This is a genomic window from Actinoplanes derwentensis (genome assembly GCF_900104725.1).
Lineage (GTDB): Bacteria > Actinomycetota > Actinomycetes > Mycobacteriales > Micromonosporaceae > Actinoplanes > Actinoplanes derwentensis.
Genome location: NZ_LT629758.1, coordinates 6,831,242 through 6,856,091 on the forward strand (window position 1 = coordinate 6,831,242; position 24,850 = coordinate 6,856,091).

Sequence of the window (24,850 nt, forward strand, 5' to 3'; positions counted from 1 at the left end):
CCCGCGACGACGGCCCCGCCCGGTGGCATGAGGCATTGACCGGCCTGATCCAAGGTCGGCGAAACCTGATACCCAGGAGGGTATGCCCGTGACTACCGCGACAAAGGTTGCGATCAAGCCGCTCGAGGACCGCATCGTGGTCCAGGCGAACGAGGCTGAGACCACGACCGCTTCCGGCATCGTGATCCCCGACACCGCCAAGGAGAAGCCCCAGGAGGGCACCGTCCTCGCCGTCGGCCCCGGCCGGATCGACGACAAGGGCAACCGCGTCCCGCTCGACGTCAATGTCGGCGACGTGGTCCTGTACTCGAAGTACGGCGGCACCGAGGTCAAGTACGCCGGCGAGGAGTACCTGGTGCTCTCCGCCCGCGACGTCCTCGCGGTCATCGAGAAGTAAGACCTAACTGATTGCGCTTGCGCCCTGTTCCGATCGCTCGGGGCAGGGCGCTGGTGCGTGAAGGGACCATAAATGGCGAAGATTCTCAGCTTCTCTGACGACGCCCGGCACCTGCTGGAGCACGGCGTCAACACGCTCGCCGACACGGTCAAGGTCACCCTCGGACCGCGCGGTCGTAACGTCGTCCTGGACAAGAAGTTCGGCGCGCCCACGATCACCAACGATGGCGTCACCATCGCCAAGGAGATCGAGCTCACCGACCCGTACGAGAACCTCGGCGCGCAGCTCGTCAAAGAGGTGGCGACCAAGACCAACGACGTCGCCGGTGACGGGACCACGACGGCGACCGTGCTCGCGCAGGCGCTGGTCCGCGAGGGCCTGCGCAACGTGACCGCGGGTGCCAACCCGATCGGCCTCAAGCGGGGCATGGACCAGGCCGCCGAGCACGTCTCCAAGGCGCTGCTGGCCAAGGCCGTCGAGGTCGACGACCACCAGGCGATCGCCAACGTGGCCACCATCTCGGCTCAGGACGCCGCCATCGGCGAGCTGATCGCCGAGGCGATGGACCGGGTCGGCCGCGATGGTGTCATCACCATCGAGGAGGGCTCGGCACTGCACACCGAGCTCGAGGTGACCGAGGGTCTGCAGTTCGACAAGGGTTTCATCTCGCCGAACTTCGTGACCGACGCCGAGTCGCAGGAGGCGGTGCTGGAGGACGCTCACATCCTCCTCACCACCCAGAAGATCTCCAGCATCGAAGAACTGCTTCCGCTGCTGGAGAAGGTGCTGCAGACCGGCAAGCCGCTGCTGATCGTCGCGGAGGACGTCGAGGGCCAGGCCCTGTCCACCCTGGTGGTCAACTCGCTGCGCAAGACCGTCAAGGTCGCCGCGGTGAAGGCGCCCGGTTTCGGGGACCGCCGCAAGGCGATCCTGCAGGACCTGGCGATCGCCACCGGCGGTGAGCTGATCGCGCCCGAGCTCGGTTACAAGCTCGACCAGGTCGGCCTGGAGTCGCTGGGCAGCGCCCGGCGCATCGTGGTCGACAAGGAGAACACCACCATCGTCGATGGTGGCGGCAACTCCTCCGACGTCGCCGACCGGGTCTCGCAGATCCGCAAGGAGATCGAGGCGTCCGACTCCGACTGGGACCGCGAGAAGCTTCAGGAGCGGCTGGCGAAGCTCTCCGGCGGCATCGCGGTGATCAAGGTCGGCGCGGCCACCGAGGTCGAGATGAAGGAGCGCAAGCACCGCATCGAGGACGCCATCGCGGCGACCAAGGCTGCGGTCCAGGAGGGCACCGTCCCCGGCGGCGGCGCTGCTCTGGCCCAGGTCGCCAAGGAGCTCGAGGGCAACCTCGGTCTCACCGGCGAGGAGGCGCTCGGCGTCGGCATCGTCCGCAAGGCGCTCGTCGAGCCGCTGCGCTGGATCGCGCAGAACGCCGGCCACGACGGTTACGTCGTGGTGGGCAGGGTCAACGAGTTGGGCTGGGGCCACGGCCTCAACGCCGCCACCGACGAGTACGTCGACCTGGCCGCGGCCGGCATCATCGACCCGGTGAAGGTGACCCGCAACGCGGTCTCCAACGCCGTCTCGATCGCCGGGCTCCTGCTGACCACCGAGAGCCTCGTGGTGGAGAAGCCGGCCGAGGCGGCTCCGGCCGCCGCCGGTGGCCACAGCCACGGCGGTCACGGGCACGGACACCAGCACGGTCCGGGCTTCTGACCGATCGGTTTCAGGAGAGGGCGCGCCCACCGGGCGCGCCCTCTCTGGTCTCTCCCTGCCAGGACCGCCACAGCGTCGCGTAGACCCCACCGGCCGCCACCAGGTCGTCGTGCGCTCCGAGTTCGACGATCCGGCCGTTCTCCACCACCGCCACCCGGTCCGCGTCGTGCGCCGAGAAGAGCCGGTGCGCGATCGCCACCACGGTCCGGCCGCTCACCACCGCCGCCAGTGACCGTTCCAGATCACGGGCGGCTCGCGGGTCGAGCATCGCGGTCGCCTCGTCGAGCACCAGTGTGTGCGGGTCGGCGATCACCAGCCGGGCCAGCGCCACCTGCTGCGCCTGCTCCGGTGAGAGCGGGCGCCCACCGGCGCCGACCACCGTGTCCAGCCCGTCCGGCAGCTCGTCCACCCAGTTCAGGGCCTGGACCGCGGTGAGCGCGGCCCGGATCTCCCCCTCCGGCGCGGCCGGCCGGACGAGGGCCACGTTGTCGCGCAGCGTGCCGATGAAGACGTGGTGTTCCTGGGTGACCAGGGCGACCTCGGCACGCAGCCGTTCGGGCGACAGTTCGGTCAGCGGCACCCCGCCCACCGTGACGCTGCCCTCGCTGGGCCGGTGGACTCCGGCGAGCAGCCGGCCGAGGGTGGACTTGCCGGCCCCGGAGACCCCGACGACGGCCAGCCGTTCGCCCGGTTCGAGGACCAGGTCGACGCCGTGCAGCACCTCCCGGCCCGGTTCGTAGCCGAAGCGAACCCCGCGCACCTCGATCCGGTTGCTCCCGGTTTCCGGTGTCCCGGCCGGTACCGGGGACGGGCCCGCGGCGACGCCGAGCAGCCGGGCCAGGGCCGCCGCGCCGATCTCCAGCTCGTCGAGCCAGCCGACCAGCCGGTCCAGCGGGTCGACCAGCTGCTGCACGTAGATCACCGCCGCGGTCAGGGCGCCGAGGGTGATCCGGCCGTGCAGATACAGCCAGCCGCCGGCGAGCAGGGTGAGCACCATCGGCAGCACGTAACCGGTCTCGATCAGCGGCCACCAGACGGTCCGTAGCCGCAGCGTGTACCGCTCGGCCCGCCAAGAGTGCCGCAGGGCGATGTCGGTGCGCCGGATCCGCTGGTGACCACGGCCGAGGGCCTCGACGGTCCGGGCGCTCTGCACCGTCTCGGCCAGCCCCTCGGTGACCTCCGCCCAGGCCGCGTTCTGTCGCAGGTAACCACCCGGCGCCCGCCGCAGATACCACCGGGTGCCCGCCACCATGAACGGCACCCCGACCAGCAACGGCACCGCGAACAACGGGCTGACCAGAACCAGAGCCCCGACCACCAGACCGAGAGTGATCAGGGCGATGAGTGTCTCCGGCACCGCGAACCGGACACACTGCGCCAGCGCGTCGACGTCCCGGGTGGCCCGGGTCAGCAGGTCACCCGGACCGGCTGATTCCACCCTGGACAGCGGCAGGGCCAGCACCCGGCTGACGAACTCGGTCCGCAGCCGGTGCAGCACCCGCTCACCCAGCCGGGCCGACGCCAGGTGCGCGCTCCGGATCAGCAGCGCCTGAGCCACCACGAACGCCGCGATGGCCACTGCGGTCTGATCCAGTTCGGACATCGGGGCGTGGTCGTGGACACCCTGCACCAGGTCGCCGAGCAACCGGGGACCGGCCAGCCCGGCCAGGGCGGCGGCCACGTGCAGACCGATCACGGCGCGGAACATCCCCGGGTGCAGGCGGATCAGGTCCCGGGCGTACCGACGGGCCTGCGCCGTGGTCGCCACCGGGAGCGGACGGTTCACGCCTTCTCCTCACGGCCCACCAGACGGGCATAACCGGGCACCGTCTCCAGCAGTTCGGTGTGCTGCCCGGTCGCCACCACCCGGCCGTGCTCCACGTACCAGACCTGATCGGCATGGGACAGCAGCAGTGGACTGGAGGTGCAGATCACCGTGGTCCGGCCGAGCCGGGCCACCCGCAGCCGGTCGGCGATCCGGGCCTCGGTCCACGCGTCCACCGCGTTCGTCGGCTCCACCAGGATCAGCGTGTCCGGGTCGGCGATCAGGGCCCGGGCCAGGCGCAGCCGCTGCTGCTGGCCGCCGGAGAAGGACCGGCCGGCGCCGGTGACCACGGTGTCCACGCCCTCCGGCAGAGCGGCGACGATGTCAGTGGCGTCGGCCGTGGTCAGGGCTTCGAGCAGGACATCGCGGCGGTACGGGTCCAGATCCGACCGTAGCCGCCCGGAGAACAGACGCGACTCGTTGTCCGACACCAGGATCCGCTGCCGCACCTCGGACAGGGCGGCCGCCGCCAGCGGGACCCCGCCGAGAGTGGCACCGTCGGCGTACCGGCCGAGACGGTCGGCGATCCGGGCCGCGTCGGCGGGGGCGCTGGCGGCTATCGCGGTGAGACGGCCGGGCGTCACCCGTACCCCCGACCCGGGGTCCTCCAGATCGCCCACCGGGAGCGGAACCGGGACCTCGGCCACCGGCAGATCGGTGCGCTCGCCCAGCATCGCCACCACCCGGCGGCCGGAGACGTGACCGCGGGTGATCTTGTCGATCGCCTCGGTCAACTGGCGCAACGGCGCGACCAGAAAGGCGGCGTACGCGTAGAAGGCCACCAACTGGCCCACCGTGATCCGGCCGGTGACCGCGAACCGGGCACCCATCCAGGTCACCAGCACCAGGAACACCCCCGGCAGCAGTGCCTGCGCCGACTCCAGCAGCGACTCCACCCGCGCGGTGCGCACCCCCGCCTCACCGAGCGCCCGCGACTCCGCCCGGTAGTGGGCCGCCACGGTCGCCTCGCCGCCCACCCCACGCAGCACCCGCAGCCCGCTGACCAGATCCGCGGCCCGGCCGGTCAACCGCCCCTGCCGCTCCCGGTAGTCCCGCTGCCGGTGATGCAACGGCGGGATCAGCACCCCCACCACCAGCATCATCACCGGCACCCCGAGAAGCACCACCAGACCCAGCGACACCGACGTGTACAGCAGCAGGCCGGTGACCGTGATCACCGCCAGCAGGGCGCCGATCCCCCGCGCGGTGATCTCGACGGCCCCGCCGATGTGGGTGATGTCCGAGGTGCCGATCGCGACCACCTCGCCCGCGTCCATCCGGCGGGGCAGGGCCGAACCCAGAACGTTCGCCTGCCGGAGCACCACCTGCACGGTCCGGAACGCGGCACCGAGCCAGTTGGTCACCGCGAACCGGTGCCGGGAGATACCGGTCAGCGCCTGCACCATGCCGAATCCGAACAGCAGCAGACCCCAGCCGAGCAACCCGCGGCCGCTTCCCGCGACGGCGGCGTCCACCGCCCGGCCGACGATCGCCGGCACCAGCGCCTGACACCACATCCAGACGATCGCCAGGAGCACCGCGACGACGACCGTCCGGCGGGCCCGCCGGCCCAGCCAGAGCAGGAAACGCGTCGCGGAACGGGACTCGGGCACGCCGGGATCGGCCACTGGCAATCTTCGCATCAGGCCCCGACGGTAAGGCCCGGATGCGCAGACTGCGACTACTCAGCGATCGACGGGATTGAAATCCCAGACGTGCGGAGCACGTGCCACCAGGTTCTCCGGCGGGGTACGCGGGTTCTCCGGGGAGTTGCGCCATTTGGTGATGACGACGATGCGATGATCGGTGGACGAATAGACGTCACTCGACACATGTTGTGGCAGTACCTCCAAGGCAGGCACCGCCGTGTCGCAGACCCAGGCCAGCAGCTCGTCGAAGCCACTGCGCGAGGCCCGCACCTCCCACATCCGCGCGATCATGAACGTTTCCTACCCCGGCACACTCACCGCGGTCAAACCCATGGCGGAATCCGCCGGCAGATCGAGACGGCTCGGTGCCACTCCGGCCGCCACCAGATGCGAGCCGAGCGCGGCCACCATCGCGCCGTTGTCGGTGCAGAGAGCCGGGCGCGGTACGCGTACCAGGATCCCGTGTTTCGCCGCCCGCTGTTCGGCCAGCACCCGCAGCCGCGAGTTCGCCGCCACCCCGCCGCCGATCACCAGCGTCTTCACTCCGGTGGACCGGCAGGCGTCGATCGCCTTCGCGGTCAGCACGTCACAGACCGCCTCCTGGAAACTCGCCGACACGTCCGCCACCGGCACCGGCTCGCCGGCCCGCTCCCGGGCCTCCACCCAGCGCGCCACCGCCGTCTTCAGCCCCGAGAACGAAAAGTCGAAACGGTGCGCGGCCTGATCCTTCGCCGCCGTCAGGCCCCGCGGGAACACGATCGACGCCGGATCGCCCTCGCGCGCCGACCGGTCGATGATCGGGCCGCCCGGGAACCCCAGCCCCAACAGCCGAGCCACCTTGTCGAACGCCTCACCGGCCGCGTCGTCGATGGTCGCGCCCAACGGGGTCACCCCCGCCGTCAGATCGTCGACCAGCAGCAGCGACGAATGCCCGCCGGAAACCAGCATCGCGATCGCCGGCTCCGGCAGCGGGCCGTGCTCCAGCGTGTCCACCGCCACATGTGCGGCCAGGTGGTTCACGCCGTAGATCGGCTTCTCCGCGGCCAGCGCGTAACCCTTCGCCGCCGCCACCCCGACCAGCAGCGCACCGGCCAGACCAGGGCCGCTCGTCACCGCGATCGCGTCCACGTCGGCGAGCGTCACACCGGCCTCGTCCAAGGCCCGCTGCATCGTCGGGACCAGCGCCTCCAGATGGGCACGGCTGGCCACCTCCGGCACCACCCCACCGAACCGGGCATGCTGCTCCACACTGGACGCCAGCGCGTCCGCGAGCAGGGTGTGGCCGCGCACGATGCCGACACCGGTCTCGTCGCAGGAGGTCTCGATCCCGAGGACCAGGGGCTCGTCACGCATCACGCATCATCACCAGGGCGTCGGTGTTACTGGGTTGGTAGTAGCCGCGCCGAATGCCGACCGGCTCGAATCCGTACGTCGCGTAGAGCTTCTGCGCCGGAGCGTTGTCCACCGCCACCTCCAGCAGCGTTTTCCGGGTCCCCTGCCGGGCCGCCTCGGCGAGCAGCGCCTCCAGCAGCCCCCGGCCGATCCCGAGCCGCTGCGCGTCCCGCCGGACCGCGATGTTCTGCACCCACGACTCGTCCTCGTCCACAACGGACAAACCGGCGTAGCCGACCACGCCGTCATGAGTGCGGGTGTAGGCCACCAGATAGAACTGCCGGGTCGCGAGTTCGTTCCAGAACATCGCGGGGGACCACTTCTCCGGGCCGAAGAGGTCCTCTTCGATCGGCAGCACCTCGTCGATGTGCCACCAGCGGAAACGCTCGATGGCGTAACCGCCGGAGTCGCGGGCGGGCGCGAGGGGGTTCTGGTTGTGACTGGATTCTTCGACGGCTTCGGGCAGCTCGCTCATCAGGTCAGCACCGACTTCCGGGCGGCCGGCTCGACCGCGTCCGGGCGCCGCAGATAGAGCGGCGTGAGGATCTCACTCGGCGCGCCCTCGCGGATCCGCTCGACGGCGATCGCGACCAGCGCGGCGCCCGGCGGATAGAGCAGGTGCTCCTCCACCGGAACGCCGAACACATCGCCGTATTTCAAAGCCCCTTCACCGGCGGCCCGGTCCGCAGCCCCGGCCAGCGAGGTCGCCACCGCGCCCGCGAGGAGCACCGCCACGTCGGCTGGTTTGGCCACCTCGGGGCCGGTCACCCGGACACCGTCGGCGTAGGTCGCGAAGTAGACCTCGCGCCGCCGCGCGTCGGTCGCGATCAGCACCCGCCCCGGACCCGCGGCCCGCCCCAGAGCGTCCAGCGAGCACACCCCGTAGGTCGGGATGCCCAGCGCCTGCCCCATGCTCGCCGCAGTGGCCAGCCCGACCCGCAGGCCGGTGTACGGCCCCGGGCCGACCCCGGCCACGATCGCGGTGAGGTCGCGGGGCCGGAATCCGGCTTTGGCGAGGGCGGCGGCGATCTCGGGAGCGAGTTTCTCCCCGTGGGCGCGCGGGTCGACGGTCCGCCGTTCCACCACGCCCACCAGACCGTCCGCGGTCACCTCGACGAGAGCCGCGGTCGACGCGGGAGTTGCGGTGTCCAGAGCGAGTACCAGCACAGCGAAACCCTAGACCGTGGCCGCCGGGTCCCAGTCGATGACCGGCCGTCCGCCGTCGGCGAGCGCCTTGTTGGCGGCGCTGAACGGGCGGCTGCCGAGGAAACCGACCCGGTTCAGCGGGCTCGGGTGGCCGGCTTCCAGGACGACGTGCGCCGGGTTGGTGACCAGCACCGCCTTCTTCTTCGCATAACTGCCCCAGAGCAGGAAGACGATCCGCTCGTCACGCTCGTTGAGGGCTTTGATGGTGGCGTCGGTGAACGCCTCCCAGCCCTTGTTGCCGTGCGAGCCGGCCTTGGCCGCCCGGACCGTCAGAACCGCGTTGAGCAGCAGCACACCCTGTTTCGCCCACCCGGTCAGGTCGCTGCTGGCCGGCTTGGGGACACCGAGGTCCTCGGTGAGCTCCTTGAAGATGTTGCTCAGGGACGGCGGACGGCGCACCCCCTCGCGGGCGCTGAAGCTGAGGCCGTGCGCCTGGCCGGGACCGTGGTAGGGGTCCTGACCGAGAATGAGCACCCGGGTCTGCGCCGGGGAACACAGCCGGTACGCCGCGAACAGGTCCTCCACCGGGGGGTAGACGGTCTGTGTCGCGTACTCCTCGGCCACCCACGTGCCCAGCGCGGCGGTCGCGGCCGTGTCGAGGTGGGGAGTCAGCTCGTCTCGCCACTCGGCGGGGAGAAGCTCGGTCAGGTTCACATGGTCTCCAGTCGGTGTGCCCAGTCGCCGCCGTGCGGCCGGAGGTCGACGACCCGGGTGTCGTCGTCCAGCCGGTCGATGCGGATCTGCAGATATTCGTCGTTCAGTTGCTCGACCATCCCGGCGCCCCACTCGATCACGGTGACCGCGTCGTCGGCGGAGGCGTCCAGGTCCAGGTCGTCGATCTCGGCCCGCGGGTCGGGCCGCTCGCCCAGCCGGTAGGCGTCGGCGTGCACCAGCGGCAGCGGCCCCCGGTGCACCCGGGCGATCACGAACGTCGGCGAGGTGATCGGCCCCTGCACACCCAGGCCGGCGCCGATGCCCTGGACCATCGCGGTCTTGCCGGCGCCGAGCGGCCCGGTGAGCAGGACCAGGTCACCGGCGCGCAGCACACCGGCGAGCCGTCGCCCGAACTCGCGGGTGTCCTCGACCGTCTCCAGTTTCACGTCAATTTCTCCAGGAAGGGGATCAGTGCGGCGTTGACCTGGTCGGCTTTCTCCAGCATCACCACGTGGCCGCTGTTCTCGATGGTGAGCAGCTCGGCCTCGGGCAGGTTCGCGATGATCTGCTCGGAGTGGGTCAGCGGGGTCAGATAGTCCCGGTCACCGACGACGACCAGCACCGGGACGCCGCGCAGCACGGACAGTGCCGGGACCCGGTTGTGGGTGTAGAGGGTCTGCAGATACTTCGTGAGGGTCTCGGCCGACGTCTTCGAGTTCATGCTCTCGACGAAGGTCACCAGGGTCGGGCTGGGCTTCGGCTCGCCGAACCCGTACCGCCGGGTCAGCAGCCAGGCCAGGTCGGTGGAGACGACCCGGGCCCGGTCGATGGTGCCGCCGCCGAGCTGGGCCGCCTTGTCCCACAGCGGGAAGAACGGGGAGCTGAACCGGGCCACCAGGTTGGTGATGCCGAGTTTGGCCTTGTCGAACAGACCGGCCGAGGTGGAGATCAGCACCACGCCGGTGACCCGGTTACCGAACCAGGCCGGGAACTGCTCGGCGAACGCCATGATCGTCATGCCGCCCATCGAATGGCCGACAAGGATTATCCGGCCGTGCGGCACCGTCTCCTCCAGCACGGCGGCCAACGAACGGCCCAGAGCGGCCAGATCGTACGTCCCCGATTTCAGGTGGCTCGACTTCCCGTGACCGGGCTGGTCGTAGAAGACCATCCGATGTGTCCCGCGCTCGGCCAGCTCCTTGCGCTGGAAGTAGAAGGTGCCCATGTCGAGGGCGAACCCGTGCACGAAGACGATGGTCGGCTCGTCGGTCGCCCCGGCCGGCTCGATGATCTCCACGTGCAGGTCGGTGCCGTCGGCCGCGGTCACCGTCCGCTCATGATCGAAGGGCTGGTCGCCGAAGGGCTCCTCGACGTAGGGATCACCGGGCTCGTTGACCGAACGGCGCACCAGCGCCCGCTCGACGGCGAACGCGGTGGCCAGACCGGCCGCGGCCACACCGACCGCGGCCCCGAATATGCCAGCGCCCTTGACGACTCTCGACCGGTTCACCGGGCGACCTCACCGTCGTAGTGACGCGGCACCCGGCTGCTGCCGAACCGGGTGACGATCTCGTAGTTGATCGTGCCGGTGGCGGCCGCCCAGTCGTCGGCGGTCGGCTCCCCGGACGTCCCCGGACCGAAGAGGACCGCGACGTCACCGGCGGAGACCGGCTCGTTGCCCACGTCGATGACCACCTGATCCATGCAGACCCGGCCGGCGATCCGCGCGGTCGTGCCGCCGACCCGGATCGGGCCGGTGCTCGACGCGTGCCGGGGCACCCCGTCGCCGTAACCCAGCGGCACCACCGCGAGGGTGGTCTCCCGCGGCGTCACATAGGTCAGCCCGTAGGAGACGCCCTGACCAGCCGGAACCCGCTTGGTCATCATGATCCGGGCGCGGGCCGTCATGGCCGGGCGCAGCCCGTGGGACTCCCCCGCGATCGGCGACAGACCATAGGCCGCGATGCCGACCCGGACCAGGTCGAAGTGGGCGTCCGGCCGGGTCAGGGTGGCCGCCGAGTTGGCGATGTGCCGATAACGCGGGGTGATGCCGAACCCGGCGGCGACGGCGAGCCCCGCGTGGAACGCGGCGAGCTGCCGGTCCACCGACTCGTGACCGGGCTCGTCGGCGCAGGCGAAATGGCTCCACACCCCGACGACCTCGATGTCACCGCCGGCCTGCGCCTTGGCCGCCGTCTCCAGCAGGATCGGCCAGTCGTCGGCGACCGCGCCGCCCCGGGCCAGGCCGGTGTCGAGTTTCAGGTGCACCCGGGCCGGACGGCCGGCCTGCCGGGCCGCGGCGGCCAGCTCGTCGATCAGCTCCGGAGTCGCGGCGCTCAGGTCGATCCCGGCCGTGACACCCTCGTGCAACGGCAGCCCCGGAGCGAGCAGCCAGGCCAGCACCGGCGCCTCGACCCCGGCCCGGCGCAGCGCGAGCGCCTCGTCGAGAGCGGCGACACCGAGCCAGGTCGCCCCACCGGCCAGCGCGGCCCGGGCGGCCGGCACCAGGCCGTGCCCGTAACCGTCGGCTTTGACCGCGACCAGCATCTCGGCGGAGGTGCGGGCACGCAGCACCGCGACGTTGTCCCTGATCGCGTCCAGATCGACGCGGACTTCGGCCTGCCACATGCCTCCACCCTACTGAGGCGTATGACAATTTCTGACGGTCAGCCCAGGAGATCGGCGACGACCGGGCGCAGTGCGGACGCCACGTCCGGCGCGGTGACCGGACCGTCCTGGGCGGCCCGCCGCCCGGCGAGACCGTGCACGTAAGCGGCCGTCACCGCGGCCCGCACCGCGGGCATCCCGGCGGCGAGCAGCGACCCGAGCAGACCGGCCAGCACGTCCCCGCTGCCCGCGGTGGCCAGCACCGGGCTCCCGGTCGGGTTCGCCCAGATCTCCCCCGACGGAGTGGCCACGATGGTCCGGTCGCCCTTGAGCAGCACCACCGCGTTCGTCCAGGCGGCCAGCCGAGCCGCCGCACCGGCCCGGTCGGCACCCGGCGCCTCCCCGGCAAGCCGCTTGAACTCACCGTCGTGCGGCGTCAGCACCAGCGGGGCGTCCCGGCGCAGATGCGTGGCGTGCTCCCCGCCGACCAGCAGGTTGATCGCGTCCGCGTCCAGCAGTACCGGCAGCGCGGTGGCCAGCACGCTGCGCAGTTCGGTGCGTGCCTGGTCACCGGTACCCAGTCCCGAGCCGCACACCCATGCCTGCACCCGGCCGGCGTCCGCGACCCGGTCGGCCACCACCACCGACGGATGTGCCCGGACCACCTCACGGTGGGCGCTACCGGCATAACGCACCATGCCCGACGGACCGGCCAGCGCGCCCGCGGTGGAGAGCAGCGCGGCACCCGGATAGAACGCCGAACCGGTGGCCAGGCCGACCACGCCGCGGGTGTACTTGTCCGAGGTCGCGCCCGGCCGCGGCCACCACCCGGCGATGTCGGCGGCCTCCGCCACCCGGACCGCCGGATCGGTCACCAGAGCCGGGCCGAGACCGATGTCGATCAGATCCACCAGGCCACAGCGGGTCGCGGCCGGGCCGATCAGATGAGCCGGTTTGAGACAGCCGAACGTGACCGTCACATCAGCGGTCACCGCCTCACCCGGCACGTCGCCGGTGTCCACGGTCACTCCGCTCGGGACGTCGACGGCGACGATCGGCGGACGGTTCCCCGTACGATCGCGAAGATCTTCGAGACGGCGCACGATGGACGCCGCCGCCGGCCGCAACCCGCCGCTCGCCCCGATCCCCACGATGCCGTCGAGCACCAGGTCGGAACGGCCCGGCAGGTCACTGACGGTGAACCCACCGGCCTGGCGCAACGCCGTCAGACCGGCCAGATGCACCCGCTCCGGAGTCAGCAGCAGAGCCCGGACCTGAGCGCCCCGCCGGGCCAGCGCGGCACCGGCGAGCAGCGTGTCACCGCCGTTGTCGCCACTGCCGACCAGCAGCAGCACCCGGGCGCCGTAAACCCCGCCGGCCTCCTGCAGCAGCAGGGCACAACGCCGGGCCAGACCGGCCGCCGCCCGCTGCATCAAGGTGCCATCGGGAAGCGTCGCCATCAGGCTCTTCTCCGCCGACCGTACGTCGCTGACCCGCCAAGCCCGCCGCATAGTCTCTCCGTCCGTCAACTGCCCGCCCCGCGTCCTACCTGGCCACGAACCCACGTCTCGCCTGGTCACGGGCTCGCGTCCCGGCTCGTCAGGGGCCCGCTTCGGCGACGACCATCGCGGAGGCGATGCCGCCGTCGTGGGACAGCGACAGATGCCATCGGGCGATGCCGCGCGCGTTCGCCGCGGCGGCGACCGTACCGGAAACCGTCAACCACGGCCGCCCGTCCGGATCGGAGACGACCTCACAATCGTGCCAGCGCAGACCGGCAGGCGCCCCGAGCGCCTTCGCGACGGCCTCCTTGGCCGCGAACCGGGCCGCCAGCGACTCGGGTGATCGCGGATTCCCGGAGCCGGTCAGCCGCTCCTCCTCGGTGAAGAGCCGGTTCGCGAGCAGCGGTGTCCGCTCCAGCGCCCGGCCGAAGCGCTCCACCAGGACGACGTCGATGCCGACAGACACGATCACAACAGTCACCCTATCGGTGCGCCAGGTCACCACCCCAGATCAAGGTCAACCCCCTCCGCCGGTACGTCCACCGCTCCAGCCTCCCCGTCAAGCCCTCCTCCGGCCCTGTGGACAGGCCGTCCACAGGGCCGCCCACGGCCCTTCCCAGCCCTCTAACGTCGGCGCAATCCCCGTCGTACCGCTTGGAGGTCGCTCAATGAATCCCTCTCCCCAGACCAGCGTCCCCAGCCCCCGAACCACCTCCCCCACTGCCCTCACACCCCAGTCCACTTCCGGCCCGCAGGTCACCTCCAGCCGATCTCCAGCAACCGTCTCCACCGGATCTCCGGGCGGCTCCACCGGATCCTCGGCAAGCGGCTCCGCCGGATCTCCGGCAGGTGGCGGCTCCGGCTTTCGGGTCGACGCTGAGGCTCTGCGTGGTGACGCGGCTGCCGTGACGGACTTCGCGGGCCGGGTCTCCGCCGGGGCAGCCCCTGCGCCGCGGGCCGCACCGGCACCACGCTGGGCGACCACCAGCACGAACACCCTGGCCACCGACACCGCACGACGGCTGCTCAGCGTGCTGGCCCACGACATCACCGAGACCGCCGACCGGATCCGGGCCGTCGCCGCCGACTACGAGGAGGCCGACGTCCGTGCGGCAGGCCGAATCCGGGCCACTCGATGAACACGACCGCGATCACCTACTCCCGGCTGCGTGTCACCGACCCGGCAGCTTGGCGGTCCACCGCGCTCGCCTGGCGCCGATGGGCGGCGCTGGCCGGTGCGCTCTGCGGCGAGTTCGGCCCGCTCCTGACCCGCTTGCGAGATTCGTGGACCGGTTCCGCCGCGGAGGCGGCGGCGGCCCGGCTGGCTGCGCTCTGCCGCCGGATGACATGTCTGCGGGTCTTCTGCTGGCGGGCCGACCAGGCGCTGAGCGAGTTCGCAGCGGGCATCACCCGGGCCCGCGCACTACTCGACCAGGCCCGGACCGCGGCCCGGAACGCCGGCCTGGTCATCGACGACTCCGGCATGGTGCGTCCTGCCGCGCTCGGGTCGGCCGCCCCCGGTTCACCCTCTACCCAGGCCGGTGCAGGCGGTTCGGCGTCCGCCGGGCCAGGCGGACGCGGCGCAGACTCTGCCGGGAACGGGACCGGGAACGGGACCGGCGGCTCGGCCTCTACCCGGACCGGGGTGGGCGGCTCGGCTTCCGCTGGGACCGGGGTGGGCGGTTCGGCTTCGGCCACCGCCGATCCTGCGGCGGTTCAGGCGGTCGCCGCGGTGCTGGCTTCGGCCTTGGAGGTCGCCGCTGACGCCGACGCGACCGCGGCGGCACGGCTCGCCGCGCTCGCTGACGTTTCCGATGTTCCGGCGGTCTCGTCCTTTCCGGCGTGCGACGCCGATCCGGCCGAGGTTCGGCGCTGGTGGTCCGGGTTCACTCCGGCGCAGCGGGACTGGCTCCTGGTCACCGACGCGGTGTCGCTGGCCGGCGCCGAGGGGATTCCGGTCGCTGATCGCGACATCGCCAACCGGCTGCTGCTCGGCGACCAGCGCCGGGACCTGGAGTCGATGGCGAAACGCGGCACCGACCCGGACCGGATCCGGGACCTGCGCGAAGGCCTCGACCGGTTGAACGCCCGGCTGGAGGACGACACCGGACCCCGGGCCTACCTGGTCGGGCTTAGTCTCGCCGACGAGGGCCGGGCCGTGGTCGCGCTCGGTGACCCCGACCGGGCCACCAATGTCCTCACCCACGTCCCCGGCATGACCTCTGACCTACGGTCGCTGAGTGGCGAGCTGACCCGGGCCGAGCGGGTGGCCGTCCGCTCCGGCGAGCTGGGACCGGGTGGGTCGACCAGTGCGGTGATGTGGCTCGACTACGACGCACCTGATTTCCTGCACGAGGCGGCTTCACCGAGGCAGGCCAGGGAGGGTGCGGTCGAGTTGCGCCGGTTCCAGGAAGGGCTGCGGGCCACGCACGAGGGCGAGCCGGCCCGTCAGACGGTGCTCGGGCACAGTTACGGCTCGCTGCTGGTCGGTTCGGCCGCGGCCGGTGGCCGATTGGAGGCCGACAGCGTGGTCTTCGTCGGTTCGCCAGGTGTCGGGGTCGACTCGGCCACCCTGCTGGGTGTGCCGGCCGATCACGTCTGGTCCACCACGTCCCGGACCGACGTGATCCAGCTGGCGAAGGAACCGAGGGATCTCCTGCCGGGCGCGCGTCTCCCGGACCTGTCGCCCGGTCCCGAGCGTGACCTCTGGTTCGGCCGCAACCCGAGCCACCCGAGTTTCGGTGGCCGGGTGTTCGCCAGCCAGGCCGACGCCGGCCACCTGGGCTACTGGGACGAGGACCGTCCCGCTCTCGACGCCATGGCCCGGATAACCCTGGGCGGAAAGCCTTGACCCCACCCCGGCACCCGGAAGGCAGCGACCCGCGAGGCCCCACCCCCGGAAAGCAGTGAGCCACCGCACCGGGAAGCCGATGAGCCGCCGGGCCTTGAGGTCCGGCGGCTCAGCGGGGGCGATTACTCGACGGTGACCGACTTGGCCAGGTTGCGGGGCTGGTCGACGTCGTTTCCGCGGGCCGCGGCGATCTCGCAGGCGAGGATCTGCAGCGGCACGGTGGTCATCAGCGGGGCGAGCAGGGTGGGCGTGTGCGGCACCGTGATGAGGTGATCGGCGAACTGCCGGACGTCCTCGTCGCCCTCCTCGGCGATCACGATGGTGCGGGCGCCACGGGCCCGGACCTCCTGGATGTTGGAGACGACCTTGTCGCGCATGACACCCCGGCCGGTCGGCGAGGGCACCACGCACACCACCGGGGTGCCGTCCTCGACCAGCGAGATCGAGCCGTGCTTGAGCTCACCGGCGGCGAAACCCTCGGCGTGCATGTAGGCGAGTTCCTTGAGCTTCAGCGCGCCCTCCAGGGCCACCGGGAACCCGACGTGCCGGCCGATGAACAGGACCGTGGAGGCGGTCCGCAGGTCACGGCCCAGTTCCCGGACCTGGTCCATCCGGCTGAGCAACGTACGCAAGCTGTCCGGGGTGGCCTGAAGCTTCTCGACGACGGCGGCGACCTCGTCGGAGTACATCACCCCGCGGACCTGGGCCAGGTGCAGGCCGATCAGGTAGCAGGCCACCAGCTGGGTGAGGAACGCCTTGGTGGAGGCGACCGCGATCTCCGGACCACCGTGGGTGTAGAGGACGGCGTCCGACTCGCGCGGGATGGTGGACCCGTTGGTGTTGCAGATGGCGAGGACCCGGGCCTTCTGCTCCTTGGCGTGCCGCAGCGCCATCAGGGTGTCCATCGTCTCGCCGGACTGGCTGATCGCGATCACCAGGGTCGAGCGGTCCAGGATCGGGTCGCGGTACCGGAACTCACTGGCCAGCTCCACCTCGCAGGGGATCCGCACCCAGTGCTCGATGGCGTACTTGGCGACCATGCCGGCGTGGTACGCCGTACCACAGGCCACGATGAACACCTTGTCCACGTCCCGCAGGTCCTGGTCGGTGAGGCGGACCTCGTCCAGGATGATCTCGCCACGGTCGGAGAGCCGGCCCAGCAGGGTGTCGGCGATCGCCTGGGGCTGCTCGGCGATCTCCTTCAACATGAAGTACTCGTAACCGCCCTTCTCGGCGGCCGACATGTCCCAGTCGACGTGGTACTCCTTGCCGACTGCGGGGGTGCCGTCGAAGCCGGAGATCTCGATGCCCTCCGGGGTGATCAGGACGATCTGGTCCTGGCCCAGCTCGATGGCTTCCCGGGTGTGCTCGATGAAGGCGGAGACGTCACTGGCGAGGAAGTTCTCCCCGGCGCCACGGCCGACCACGAGCGGCGAGTTGCGCCGGGCGGCGACCACCGCGCCGGGCACGCTCACGTCGGTGGCGAGCAGGGTGAAGGCGCCTTCGAGGCGGTTGGCCACCCGGCGCATGCCTTCGGCGAGCAGGGCCGGGCCGTCCGCGGCGCCGGACTCGCGCAGCGTGCGCATCTCGGCGGCGAGCAGGTGGGCGGCGCATTCGGTGTCGGTGTCGCTGCGGAACTCGACGCCGGTCGCCTCCAGCTCGACGCGGAGGCGGGCGAAGTTCTCGATGATGCCGTTGTGGATGACGGCGACCCGGCCGTCGGCGGAGAGGTGCGGGTGGGCGTTGCGGTCGGTGGGTCCGCCGTGGGTGGCCCAGCGGGTGTGACCGATGCCGGTGGTGCCGGTTCCGATGCCGTCAGCGGCTCGTTCGGCGAGCGCCTTCTCCAGGTTGGCGAGTTTGCCCGCTTTCTTCTCAGTCTGGATCAGTCCGCTGTCGATGATGGCGACACCTGCGGAGTCATACCCGCGGTACTCCAGGCGGCGCAGCCCGTCGATGACGATGCTGAGCGCCGGTCGGTTTCCTACGTATCCCACGATCCCACACATGAGGGCCAGACTAACCGACTTTCGCTCAATCGTCATGCTCGGGAAGCGCACTTTTGAGCATCCTATGTGATCGGAACGATACTCCGGCCACCCCGCCAGGGCACCAGCGGCCGACCGGTCAAGTGCACTGACCCGTACGGCTGAGTGATCCTTCACGTGCGTCCCGGGCGTACCGTGTAGTAATCGTCGGGAGGAAGACATGAGCGATCCGAACGAGCCCCGGCAGCCGCCCAAGCCGCCGACGTTCACGCCACCGGGCCACCACTCGGAGTACCCGCCAACGTCCCAGTTCCCGCCGGTGAGCCCCGGCCCGTACCCCCCGCAGCCTCCGGGCTATCCGCAACAGCCCCCGGCCTACCCACCGGAGCCCTCGGCTTACCCGCCGGGCGTGGCCCAGCCGCCGGCTTACGCCCAGGGTGTGGCACAGCCACCGCCGCCGTACCAGCCGCCCCCGGAGTACGACCAGACCGCCGGCTGGGCTCAGCCGCCGCCGTACGACTCCGGCACCGGCTACCAGCAGCCCGGCTACGGCCCCGCGCAGGGCACGCCCGGTTACGGCCCACCACCGGGACCTCCCGGTTACGGCCCGCCGCAGGGACCTCCTGGCTACGGCCCGCCGCAGCGGCCCAAGCGGAGCGCCGTCCCGTTCATCGCCCTGGTCCTGGCCATCGCGCTGTTGCTGTGCGGCGGCGTGGTGGCCGTCGGCAAGATCCTGGTGGACCGCACGACCGAGAAGGCACAGGAGATCGCCGGGCCGATCCTGGACCCGACGTTGCCGGCGCTGCCCACCGACGGTCCCGAGCTACCCGGGCTGCCCACCGATTTCCCGGACTTCCCCGGCCTGCCCACTGATCTACCGACCGGGATCCCCGGCCTCGGCACCGAGATCAGCGTGACCTACGAGGTGACCGGCGACGGCCCGGCCGAGATCGTCTACATCGAGTCCGGGAACTCCCCGAAGCGGGTCGGCAGCGCGAAACTGCCGTGGAAGATCACCACGAAGCTGACCAGCCCGGCCGCGGTGTACGTGGTGGCCATCCGGTCCGGTCTCGGCGACGGCGGCATCAAGTGCCGGACGACCGTCGACGGCGAGCAGGTGGCCGAGCACAGTGCCGAGGGCACTCTGGCCACGGCCAACTGCTACAAGCTGGTCGTGGAGTAAAGAGACGAGTAAACGAAACCGGGCCGGTTCCTGACAAGCAACAAGGAACCGGCCCGTTAAGTACAAGACGTCAGGCGGGACTGGCTGACCGCACGTCCTCGGCGATCCGCTCGGCGACGGCCCGCGCCTGCTCCTCGGTGGCGGCCTCGACCATCACCCGGACCAGCGGCTCGGTGCCGGACGGCCGGAGCAGCACCCGGCCGGTCTCGCCCAGCTCGTTCTCGGCGAGCGCGACGGCGGCCTGCACGGTCGGCGCGGCGGCACCCGCGTCGCGGTCACCCACCCGCACGTTGATCAGCACCTGGGGCAGCTTGTGCACGACAGCGGCCAGGTCGGCGAGGGACTTGCCGGTCGCCGCGAGCTGAGCCATCAGGTGCAGGCCGGTGAGTACGCCGTCGCCGGTGGTGGCGAAGGCCGGCATCACGATGTGCCCGCTCTGCTCACCGCCGAGGGCGAGGCCGCCGCTGGACAGTTCCTCCAGGACGTACCGGTCGCCGACCTTGGTCTCCAGGAGCCGGATGCCGGACTGCTTCATGGCGATCCGCAGCCCGAGGTTGCTCATCACGGTGGCGACGAGGGTGTCGTCGGTGAGGGAACCGGCGTCCCGCATGGCCAGGGCCAGGATCGCCATCATCTGGTCGCCGTCGACGACGTCACCGGCGGCGGTGACGGCCAGGCAGCGGTCGGCGTCACCGTCGTGGGCCAGGCCCAGGTCGGCACCCTCGCGGAGAACGACCTCACGGACCGCCTCCAGGTGGGTGGAGCCGCAGTCCTTGTTGATGTTCAGGCCGTCCGGGTCCGCGTGAATGGCGATCACCTCGGCGCCGGCTTCCCGGTATGCCACCGGCCCGACCTCGCTGGCCGCGCCGTTGGCGCAGTCGACGACGACCTTGAGACCTTCGAGCCGGTTCGGGATCGAGTTCACCAGGTGCTTGATGTAGTGCTCGGCACCGTCGAGCAGGTCGTTGACCCGGCCGATGGCGGCGCCGGTGGGCCGGCCGATCAGCCCGTGCCCGTCCTCGATCGCCTTCTCGATGCGCTCTTCCAGCTCGTCCGGCAGCTTGGCGCCACCGGCGGCGAAGAGCTTGATGCCGTTGTCGGCCATGGGGTTGTGCGACGCGGAGATCATCACTCCGAGATCGGCATTGGTCTGCCCGACGAGGTACGCGACAGCCGGCGTGGGAAGCACCCCGACCCGCACCACGTTGGCCCCCGCGCTGGTCAGGCCCGCGACGACCGCGGCCTCCAGCATCTCGCCGCTGGCCCGCGGATCGCGGCCCACGATAGCGAGCGGCGTGTGGCTGCCGTCACTCTCGACGAGAACCCGAGCGGCCGCGACAGCGACCGACAGGGCGAGTTCAGGGGTGAGCAGATCGCCGTTCGCGAGGCCGCGAACGCCGTCTGTGCCGAAGAGTCGCCCCATGGTGGCTTCCTTTCGCCGGTAAATGCGACCTCAAGCCTGCATCAGCGTTCGGCTGGCCACGAGTACCGGAACGGCTAGTTGGGGAGGGAGGGATGGCAAACATCGACGGCCGAGCACGTCCCCCGAACCGGGGACACACTCGGCCGTCGACTTCAGACGTAGCGCAAAAATTAGCGCTTCGAGTACTGCGGGGCCTTACGGGCCTTCTTCAGACCGTACTTCTTGCTCTCCTTGACGCGAGCGTCACGGGTCAGGAAGCCGGCCTTCTTCAGCGCGGGGCGGTCATCCGGCTCGACCGAGATGAGGGCGCGAGCGATGGCGAGACGGAGTGCACCGGCCTGGCCGGTGATGCCGCCGCCACGCAGGTTCGCGTAGACGTCGAACTGGTCGGCGCGCTCGGTGGTCACGAACGGCTCACGGATGAGCTGCTGGTTGACCTTGCTGGGGAAGTAGTTCTCCAGGTCGCGGCCGTTACAGGTGATCTTGCCGGTGCCGGGAACGAGGCGCACCCGGACGATGGCCTCCTTGCGGCGGCCGACGGTCTGGACGGGACGGTCACCGGGACGCGGTGCGCGGACCGGGGCCGGCGCGGCCGTCTCGACGACAACAACCGTCTCAGCGGGCTCCTCGACGGTCTCGACGGTCTCGACGACCTCGGGCTCGATGATGTCCGTCATGCTGCTGCCTTCTCCCGCGCTCACTGCGCGACCTGGGTGATTTCGAACGGCTTCGGCTGCTGGGCGGCGTGCGGGTGCTCAGCTCCCGGGTAGACCTTCAGCTTCTTGATGATCTGCCGCGCGAGCTTGTTGTGCGGGAGCATGCCCTTGACGGCGAGCTCGATCGCCTTCTCGGGACGCTTGCTCAGCAGCTCCTCGTAGCCGACCTGCTTCAGACCACCCGGGTAACCGGAGTGCCGGTAGGCAACCTTGGTCTGACGCTTGTTGCCGGTCAGGGCGACCTTGCCGGCGTTGATGATCACCACGAAGTCGCCAGTGTCCATATGCGGGGCGAACGTCGGCTTGTGCTTGCCGCGCAGAAGAGTCGCGGTGTGGGTAGCCAGGCGGCCCAGAACGACGTCAGAAGCGTCGATAATGTGCCACTGACGCTCGATCTCACCCGGCTTCGGGCTGTACGTACGCACAGAATTACCTTGTCTCGTCGTCGGTCTGGAGGCGCGCGCTGGCCGCATCGAGCAGATGCGTCAAGCAACCCCGCAGAGGGACCACTCGCAACAGTCGCACAACAGCAGGCAACGATACCCGGCTGAGCGGCGCGTGGTCAAAACAGGCAGTGTTTCTGGCACCGAGCATCCGGCGAGTGTTCTGGTTGCAAACACTCAGCCCTGGTGGTACCAAACGAATCCGAGCATACCCCGTCCGGCAGACCCGCCCACAGCGGGTCGCACCACTCGCCCCGCTCGACTTAGCAGGCTCGAAACAAATGGGACGCTCGTAGGAAATTCCACCCCGGCAGGCTTCCGGTCATGGCCAACGGTGCGCACCTCCGGACGACGCGGCCCGGCATCAGCCGAAGCCGCGCCCTCGGGCGCACCCTGGAGAGACAACCGTCAGGGTTGAGGACGGACCTGACGGTGTTCACCGAGCCGGCTCGCCGGTTCGGTGAGGAGGAGTCGCGGCGTGCCCCGGACGGAGGCATGGCGAAGAACGCAGGCGTGACATGGGAGCGGGTCGACGCTGAGGACGGCGGGCTTCGAGCGTGCCCTTCGGTGGACCGTTCGGCCACGCCGCGACTTCTCGGCCCGGGAATCGGATGACAGACCGGGCCCCGGGCGCTCGCCGGGCGGTGCTGACCGCGGCCGCTCTGGCGGAGCCGGCAGCAGCGCTGTCCGGCTACACCATCGGCGTGACCTCCGACCGCCGTAAGGACGAACTGGCCACCCTGCTGGAGGCGCGCGGCGCCCGCGTGGTGATCGCCCCGGCACTGCGGATCGTCCCGATCTCCGACGACGCCGAACTGCGTGCGGCCACCCGCGCCTGCCTCGACAGTCCGCCGGACATCGTGCTGGTCAACACCGGCATCGGGATGCGCGGCTGGCTGGAGGCGGCGGACGGCTGGGGCCTGGCCGATCCGCTGCGGTCCGTGCTCTCCCGCGCCTACCTGGTCGCCCGCGGCCCGAAGGCGCGAGCCGCGGTCCGGGCCGCCGGGCTGCACGACCAGTGGTCCCCGGAGGGCGAGGGCTACGAGGAGGTCGTCGAGCACCTGACCGCCCGAGGGCTCCGCGGCCTGACCGTCGCGATGCAGTTGCACGGCGAGAGCCAGCCGGAATACTCCGAGGCTCTGGAGTCGGCCGGCGCCCGGGTCATCGAGCTGCCGGTCTACCGCTGGGCGCCGCCCACCGATCCGGCTCCGCTGCACCGCCTGGTCGACCTGGTCATCGGCCGGCTGGTGGACGCGGTGACGTTCACCTCGGCCGCCGCCGTGCAGGCGGTGCTCCGCGCTTCCGGGACGGGTGCCGACGCCCTGGTCGACGCGTTGCGCGACGACGTGATGGCCGCCTGTGTGGGCCCGGTCACCTCGGCGCCGCTGCGCGGGCAGGGCATCCCGGTCGTGACTCCGGGACGGGCCCGGCTGAGCGCTCTGGTCCGTACCATCGTCGATGAACTTCCGAAACGGGCCGTGTCCCTCCAGGTCTCCGGTCACTCGCTGGTCCTTCGCGGCCATGCCGCGGTGGTCGACGGCGAGTTGCGCCCGCTGGCCCCGGCCCCGATGGCGGTCCTGCGGGCGCTGGCCACCTCACCCGGCCGGGTCCTCTCCCGCGCCGCCCTGCTGCAGACTCTCCCGCGGGGCGCCGACGAGCACGCCGTCGAGATGGCGGTGGCCCGCCTGCGCGCCGGCCTGGCCGTGCCCGGAGTGATCCAGACCGTGGTGAAACGCGGTTACCGCATACCGCTCTGACCAGGGTCGGAGCGGATCCGGGAGTAGATCGCCAGGTCCACCCGCCCGGTCCGGACCTGCCCGGCGTTGCGAGCGACCCCTTCCAGCACGAAGCCGGACTTGACCGCGACCCGGTTGGAAGCGAGATTCCCCGGCGGTACGCGTAACTCGACCCGTTCGAACCCGAGGTCCTCCAGCGCCCACCGGGTGAGCGCGGACGCCGCTTCGGTGGCCAGACCGAGACCCCGGAACCCGGGCATCGACCAGTACCCGATCTCGGTCACCCGGGCCGTCCAGTCGGTGCGTTTGAGGTCGATCACACCGGCGAAGTAGCCGTCGTACTCGAGCACCCGGACCACCCCGTGCCCGCTGACCCGCAGAGCCGGGGCCAGCCGGGTGACGAAGAGCGTCGCGTGCTGCTCGGTGTACGGCCACGGCAACGGCAGCCACCGCTGGGTGACCTCGTCGGAGGCTCCGGCGACGACTTCGGGTACGTCCGTCTCCCGCAGCTCGCGCAGCAGGAGACGGTCGGTCCGGATGTCCAGGTCCGGGAACGTACGCCCTCGCCGATGGGGCACCCGCCGGACGGCACTAGCCGACCGGCGTGGCCTGCCCTTGTTCAGCAACCAGGGTCGCCATCGCATGCTCGACCACCCTGATGAGTACGGCCTTGACCGAATCGCGATGCCGGGCGTCACACATCACCAGCGGAACCCGGGCCGGGATGGCGAGTGCCTCCCGGACCTCCTCCAGCTCGTATCGTGGCGCGCCTTCAAAGCAGTTGACCGCGACAAGATACGGCAGATGCCGGTTCTCGAAGTAGTCCAGTGGTGCGAACGCGTCCGGGAGACGCCGGGTGTCGACGAGCACCGCGGCACCGACGGCACCCCGGATCAGCTCGTCCCACATGAACCAGAACCGGGTCTGCCCGGGAGTACCGAACAGATAGAGGATCAGGTCGTCGGCCATGGTGATCCGGCCGAAGTCCATCGCCACCGTGGTGCTGCCCTTGCCCGGCACTTTGGAGGCGTCGTCGATCCCGGCGCCGGCCACGGTCATCACCGCCTCGGTGGTGAGCGGCTCGATCTCGGAGACCGCCCCGACCAGAGTCGTCTTACCCACACCGAAACCACCCGCGACGACGATCTTCGCGGAGGTGATCTCGGCGGGGTGCGGTCGCGCCCGCTCAGAGGTTGCGAAGTCCACCCAACACCCTTCCCAGCATGTCCATCCGCTCCGTGAAACCGGTCTTGGGAGCGGCACTGTGCAACTCGAGCAGTCCGTCAGCGACCATGTCGGCGACGAGCACCCGGGCCACCCCTAGCGGCAACCGGGTGAACGCCGCGAGTTCGGCGAGCGATAGTGCTTTGGGCTCGCACAACACGGCGATGCGGTACTTGTCGTGCCCGGCGAACCGTGACTCCTGCACGGCTTCCGGTCCCGCGATCAGGACCGCCTCGATCGGGATGTCCCGGATCGGTTCGGTCCGGCCGCGGGTGACCGCGTACGGCCGCACCAGGTTGCCCCGTGGATCGTGCGGCTCTGTCATGCGCGGTCAC

Annotated in this window: 25 protein-coding genes; 6 read left to right on the forward strand and 19 right to left on the reverse strand. The window is 70.8% G+C overall.

Annotated elements, in window-relative coordinates; genetic code table 11:
* Positions 1 to 82: 82 nt before the first annotated feature.
* Positions 83 to 397: a co-chaperone GroES gene (gene groES / locus BLU81_RS29910; RefSeq protein ID WP_092548647.1), complete on the forward strand. Its 315-nt coding sequence runs from the start codon at positions 83 to 85 to the stop codon at positions 395 to 397.
* Positions 398 to 469: 72 nt separating this feature from the next.
* Entirely contained in the window at positions 470 to 2,119 is a 1,650-nt protein-coding gene (gene groL / locus BLU81_RS29915) for a chaperonin GroEL (RefSeq protein ID WP_092548650.1), read from the forward strand.
* 10 nt (positions 2,120 to 2,129) lie between these two features.
* Here groL and BLU81_RS29920 read toward each other — a convergent pair whose 3' ends face one another.
* From BLU81_RS29920 to BLU81_RS29975, 12 genes are all read right to left on the reverse strand, one after another.
* Complete coding sequence (locus BLU81_RS29920) at positions 2,130 to 3,905, reverse strand: ABC transporter ATP-binding protein (RefSeq protein ID WP_092548653.1); 1,776 nt, start codon at positions 3,903 to 3,905, stop codon at positions 2,130 to 2,132.
* Positions 3,902 to 5,587 carry an ABC transporter transmembrane domain-containing protein gene (locus BLU81_RS29925; RefSeq protein WP_092548655.1) on the reverse strand — a complete coding sequence of 562 codons (1,686 nt, stop codon included), beginning with the start codon at positions 5,585 to 5,587 and terminating at the stop codon, positions 3,902 to 3,904. Before BLU81_RS29925 ends, BLU81_RS29920 begins: the two co-directional genes overlap by 4 nt.
* 42 nt (positions 5,588 to 5,629) lie before the next feature.
* Positions 5,630 to 5,884, reverse strand: a complete 255-nt coding sequence (locus BLU81_RS29930; protein ID WP_092548658.1) for a hypothetical protein — start codon at positions 5,882 to 5,884, stop codon at positions 5,630 to 5,632.
* A gap of 9 nt (positions 5,885 to 5,893) precedes the next feature.
* Entirely contained in the window at positions 5,894 to 6,946 is a 1,053-nt protein-coding gene (gene tsaD, locus BLU81_RS29935) for a tRNA (adenosine(37)-N6)-threonylcarbamoyltransferase complex transferase subunit TsaD (RefSeq protein WP_092548661.1), read from the reverse strand.
* The gene (gene rimI, locus BLU81_RS29940) at positions 6,939 to 7,460 is read right to left on the reverse strand and encodes a ribosomal protein S18-alanine N-acetyltransferase (RefSeq protein ID WP_092548664.1); all 522 of its coding nucleotides are present in this window, start codon (positions 7,458 to 7,460) and stop codon (positions 6,939 to 6,941) included. Before rimI ends, tsaD begins: the two co-directional genes overlap by 8 nt.
* Positions 7,460 to 8,152, reverse strand: a complete 693-nt coding sequence (gene tsaB / locus BLU81_RS29945) for a tRNA (adenosine(37)-N6)-threonylcarbamoyltransferase complex dimerization subunit type 1 TsaB (protein ID WP_092548667.1) — start codon at positions 8,150 to 8,152, stop codon at positions 7,460 to 7,462. The genes rimI and tsaB overlap by 1 nt, the downstream gene beginning before the upstream one ends.
* Positions 8,153 to 8,161: 9 nt before the next feature.
* The gene (locus tag BLU81_RS29950; RefSeq protein WP_092548669.1) at positions 8,162 to 8,845 is read right to left on the reverse strand and encodes a uracil-DNA glycosylase; all 684 of its coding nucleotides are present in this window, start codon (positions 8,843 to 8,845) and stop codon (positions 8,162 to 8,164) included.
* Positions 8,842 to 9,291, reverse strand: a complete 450-nt coding sequence (gene tsaE, locus BLU81_RS29955; RefSeq protein ID WP_092548672.1) for a tRNA (adenosine(37)-N6)-threonylcarbamoyltransferase complex ATPase subunit type 1 TsaE — start codon at positions 9,289 to 9,291, stop codon at positions 8,842 to 8,844. Before tsaE ends, BLU81_RS29950 begins: the two co-directional genes overlap by 4 nt.
* A complete protein-coding gene (locus BLU81_RS29960; RefSeq protein WP_092548675.1) occupies positions 9,288 to 10,355 on the reverse strand; it encodes an alpha/beta fold hydrolase in 1,068 nt (355 codons plus the stop codon). The genes tsaE and BLU81_RS29960 overlap by 4 nt, the downstream gene beginning before the upstream one ends.
* Positions 10,352 to 11,473, reverse strand: coding sequence for an alanine racemase (alr, locus tag BLU81_RS29965; RefSeq protein WP_092548678.1), 1,122 nt, complete (start codon positions 11,471 to 11,473; stop codon positions 10,352 to 10,354). The genes BLU81_RS29960 and alr overlap by 4 nt, the downstream gene beginning before the upstream one ends.
* A gap of 38 nt (positions 11,474 to 11,511) precedes the next feature.
* A complete protein-coding gene (locus BLU81_RS29970; protein ID WP_092548681.1) occupies positions 11,512 to 12,963 on the reverse strand; it encodes an NAD(P)H-hydrate dehydratase in 1,452 nt (483 codons plus the stop codon).
* Between the two features lie 88 nt (positions 12,964 to 13,051).
* On the reverse strand, positions 13,052 to 13,426 hold the full coding sequence (locus tag BLU81_RS29975) for a holo-ACP synthase (protein WP_092548684.1): 375 nt from the start codon (positions 13,424 to 13,426) through the stop codon (positions 13,052 to 13,054).
* Positions 13,427 to 13,859: 433 nt separating this feature from the next.
* On the opposite strand from BLU81_RS29975, the gene BLU81_RS29980 reads away from it, so the two are divergent.
* Together BLU81_RS29980 and BLU81_RS29985 are read left to right on the forward strand one after the other, a co-directional pair.
* Entirely contained in the window at positions 13,860 to 14,093 is a 234-nt protein-coding gene (locus BLU81_RS29980; RefSeq protein ID WP_092548687.1) for a hypothetical protein, read from the forward strand.
* Positions 14,090 to 15,805, forward strand: a complete 1,716-nt coding sequence (locus tag BLU81_RS29985; RefSeq protein ID WP_231953583.1) for an alpha/beta hydrolase — start codon at positions 14,090 to 14,092, stop codon at positions 15,803 to 15,805. The genes BLU81_RS29980 and BLU81_RS29985 overlap by 4 nt, the downstream gene beginning before the upstream one ends.
* Positions 15,806 to 15,927: 122 nt before the next feature.
* On the opposite strand, the gene glmS is transcribed toward BLU81_RS29985, so the two are convergent.
* Complete coding sequence (gene glmS, locus BLU81_RS29990) at positions 15,928 to 17,799, reverse strand: glutamine--fructose-6-phosphate transaminase (isomerizing) (RefSeq protein WP_231953584.1); 1,872 nt, start codon at positions 17,797 to 17,799, stop codon at positions 15,928 to 15,930.
* A 211-nt stretch (positions 17,800 to 18,010) separates the two neighbouring features.
* On the opposite strand from glmS, the gene BLU81_RS29995 reads away from it, so the two are divergent.
* Positions 18,011 to 18,973, forward strand: a complete 963-nt coding sequence (locus BLU81_RS29995) for an MmpS family transport accessory protein (RefSeq protein ID WP_157751844.1) — start codon at positions 18,011 to 18,013, stop codon at positions 18,971 to 18,973.
* 70 nt (positions 18,974 to 19,043) lie between these two features.
* On the opposite strand, the gene glmM is transcribed toward BLU81_RS29995, so the two are convergent.
* The 3 genes from glmM to rplM form a co-directional block, all read right to left on the reverse strand.
* Positions 19,044 to 20,396: a phosphoglucosamine mutase gene (gene glmM / locus BLU81_RS30000; RefSeq protein WP_092548695.1), complete on the reverse strand. Its 1,353-nt coding sequence runs from the start codon at positions 20,394 to 20,396 to the stop codon at positions 19,044 to 19,046.
* A 170-nt stretch (positions 20,397 to 20,566) separates the two neighbouring features.
* Positions 20,567 to 21,073, reverse strand: a complete 507-nt coding sequence (rpsI, locus tag BLU81_RS30005) for a 30S ribosomal protein S9 (protein WP_092557843.1) — start codon at positions 21,071 to 21,073, stop codon at positions 20,567 to 20,569.
* A gap of 20 nt (positions 21,074 to 21,093) precedes the next feature.
* Positions 21,094 to 21,537 (reverse strand): 50S ribosomal protein L13, encoded by a 444-nt coding sequence (gene rplM / locus BLU81_RS30010; protein WP_092548698.1) that lies wholly within the window; start codon positions 21,535 to 21,537, stop codon positions 21,094 to 21,096.
* Positions 21,538 to 22,166: 629 nt separating this feature from the next.
* Between rplM and BLU81_RS30015 the strand changes: the two genes are divergently transcribed.
* Entirely contained in the window at positions 22,167 to 23,312 is a 1,146-nt protein-coding gene (locus BLU81_RS30015) for a uroporphyrinogen-III synthase (protein ID WP_092548701.1), read from the forward strand.
* Here BLU81_RS30015 and BLU81_RS30020 read toward each other — a convergent pair.
* Genes BLU81_RS30020 through BLU81_RS30030 form a run of 3 tightly spaced genes read right to left on the reverse strand, consistent with a single transcriptional unit; the run spans position 23,294 to position 24,840 of the window.
* The gene (locus tag BLU81_RS30020) at positions 23,294 to 23,869 is read right to left on the reverse strand and encodes a GNAT family N-acetyltransferase (RefSeq protein ID WP_197686001.1); all 576 of its coding nucleotides are present in this window, start codon (positions 23,867 to 23,869) and stop codon (positions 23,294 to 23,296) included. The two genes, BLU81_RS30015 and BLU81_RS30020, sit on opposite strands and share 19 nt — an antisense overlap.
* A gap of 13 nt (positions 23,870 to 23,882) precedes the next feature.
* Complete coding sequence (locus BLU81_RS30025) at positions 23,883 to 24,497, reverse strand: GTP-binding protein (protein ID WP_092548707.1); 615 nt, start codon at positions 24,495 to 24,497, stop codon at positions 23,883 to 23,885.
* Positions 24,478 to 24,840: a DUF742 domain-containing protein gene (locus tag BLU81_RS30030; RefSeq protein ID WP_092548710.1), complete on the reverse strand. Its 363-nt coding sequence runs from the start codon at positions 24,838 to 24,840 to the stop codon at positions 24,478 to 24,480. The genes BLU81_RS30025 and BLU81_RS30030 overlap by 20 nt, the downstream gene beginning before the upstream one ends.
* Between the last annotated feature and the right edge of the window lie 10 nt (positions 24,841 to 24,850).

Excerpts from the sequence above, each read along its gene's own strand:
- groES (WP_092548647.1), top strand. The coding sequence starts at position 83 with ATGCCCGTGACTACCGCGACAAAGGTTGCGATCAAGCCGCTCGAGGAC.
- groL (WP_092548650.1), top strand. The coding sequence starts at position 470 with ATGGCGAAGATTCTCAGCTTCTCTGACGACGCCCGGCACCTGCTGGAG.
- BLU81_RS29925 (WP_092548655.1), bottom strand. The coding sequence starts at position 5,587 with ATGCGAAGATTGCCAGTGGCCGATCCCGGCGTGCCCGAGTCCCGTTCC.
- BLU81_RS29930 (WP_092548658.1), bottom strand. The coding sequence starts at position 5,884 with ATGATCGCGCGGATGTGGGAGGTGCGGGCCTCGCGCAGTGGCTTCGAC.
- tsaD (WP_092548661.1), bottom strand. The coding sequence starts at position 6,946 with ATGCGTGACGAGCCCCTGGTCCTCGGGATCGAGACCTCCTGCGACGAG.
- rimI (WP_092548664.1), bottom strand. The coding sequence starts at position 7,460 with ATGAGCGAGCTGCCCGAAGCCGTCGAAGAATCCAGTCACAACCAGAAC.
- alr (WP_092548678.1), bottom strand. The coding sequence starts at position 11,473 with ATGTGGCAGGCCGAAGTCCGCGTCGATCTGGACGCGATCAGGGACAAC.
- BLU81_RS29970 (WP_092548681.1), bottom strand. The coding sequence starts at position 12,963 with ATGCGGCGGGCTTGGCGGGTCAGCGACGTACGGTCGGCGGAGAAGAGC.
- BLU81_RS29985 (WP_231953583.1), top strand. The coding sequence starts at position 14,090 with ATGAACACGACCGCGATCACCTACTCCCGGCTGCGTGTCACCGACCCG.
- BLU81_RS29995 (WP_157751844.1), top strand. The coding sequence starts at position 18,011 with ATGAGCGATCCGAACGAGCCCCGGCAGCCGCCCAAGCCGCCGACGTTC.
- glmM (WP_092548695.1), bottom strand. The coding sequence starts at position 20,396 with ATGGGGCGACTCTTCGGCACAGACGGCGTTCGCGGCCTCGCGAACGGC.
- rpsI (WP_092557843.1), bottom strand. The coding sequence starts at position 21,073 with ATGACGGACATCATCGAGCCCGAGGTCGTCGAGACCGTCGAGACCGTC.
- BLU81_RS30015 (WP_092548701.1), top strand. The coding sequence starts at position 22,167 with ATGACAGACCGGGCCCCGGGCGCTCGCCGGGCGGTGCTGACCGCGGCC.
- BLU81_RS30030 (WP_092548710.1), bottom strand. The coding sequence starts at position 24,840 with ATGACAGAGCCGCACGATCCACGGGGCAACCTGGTGCGGCCGTACGCG.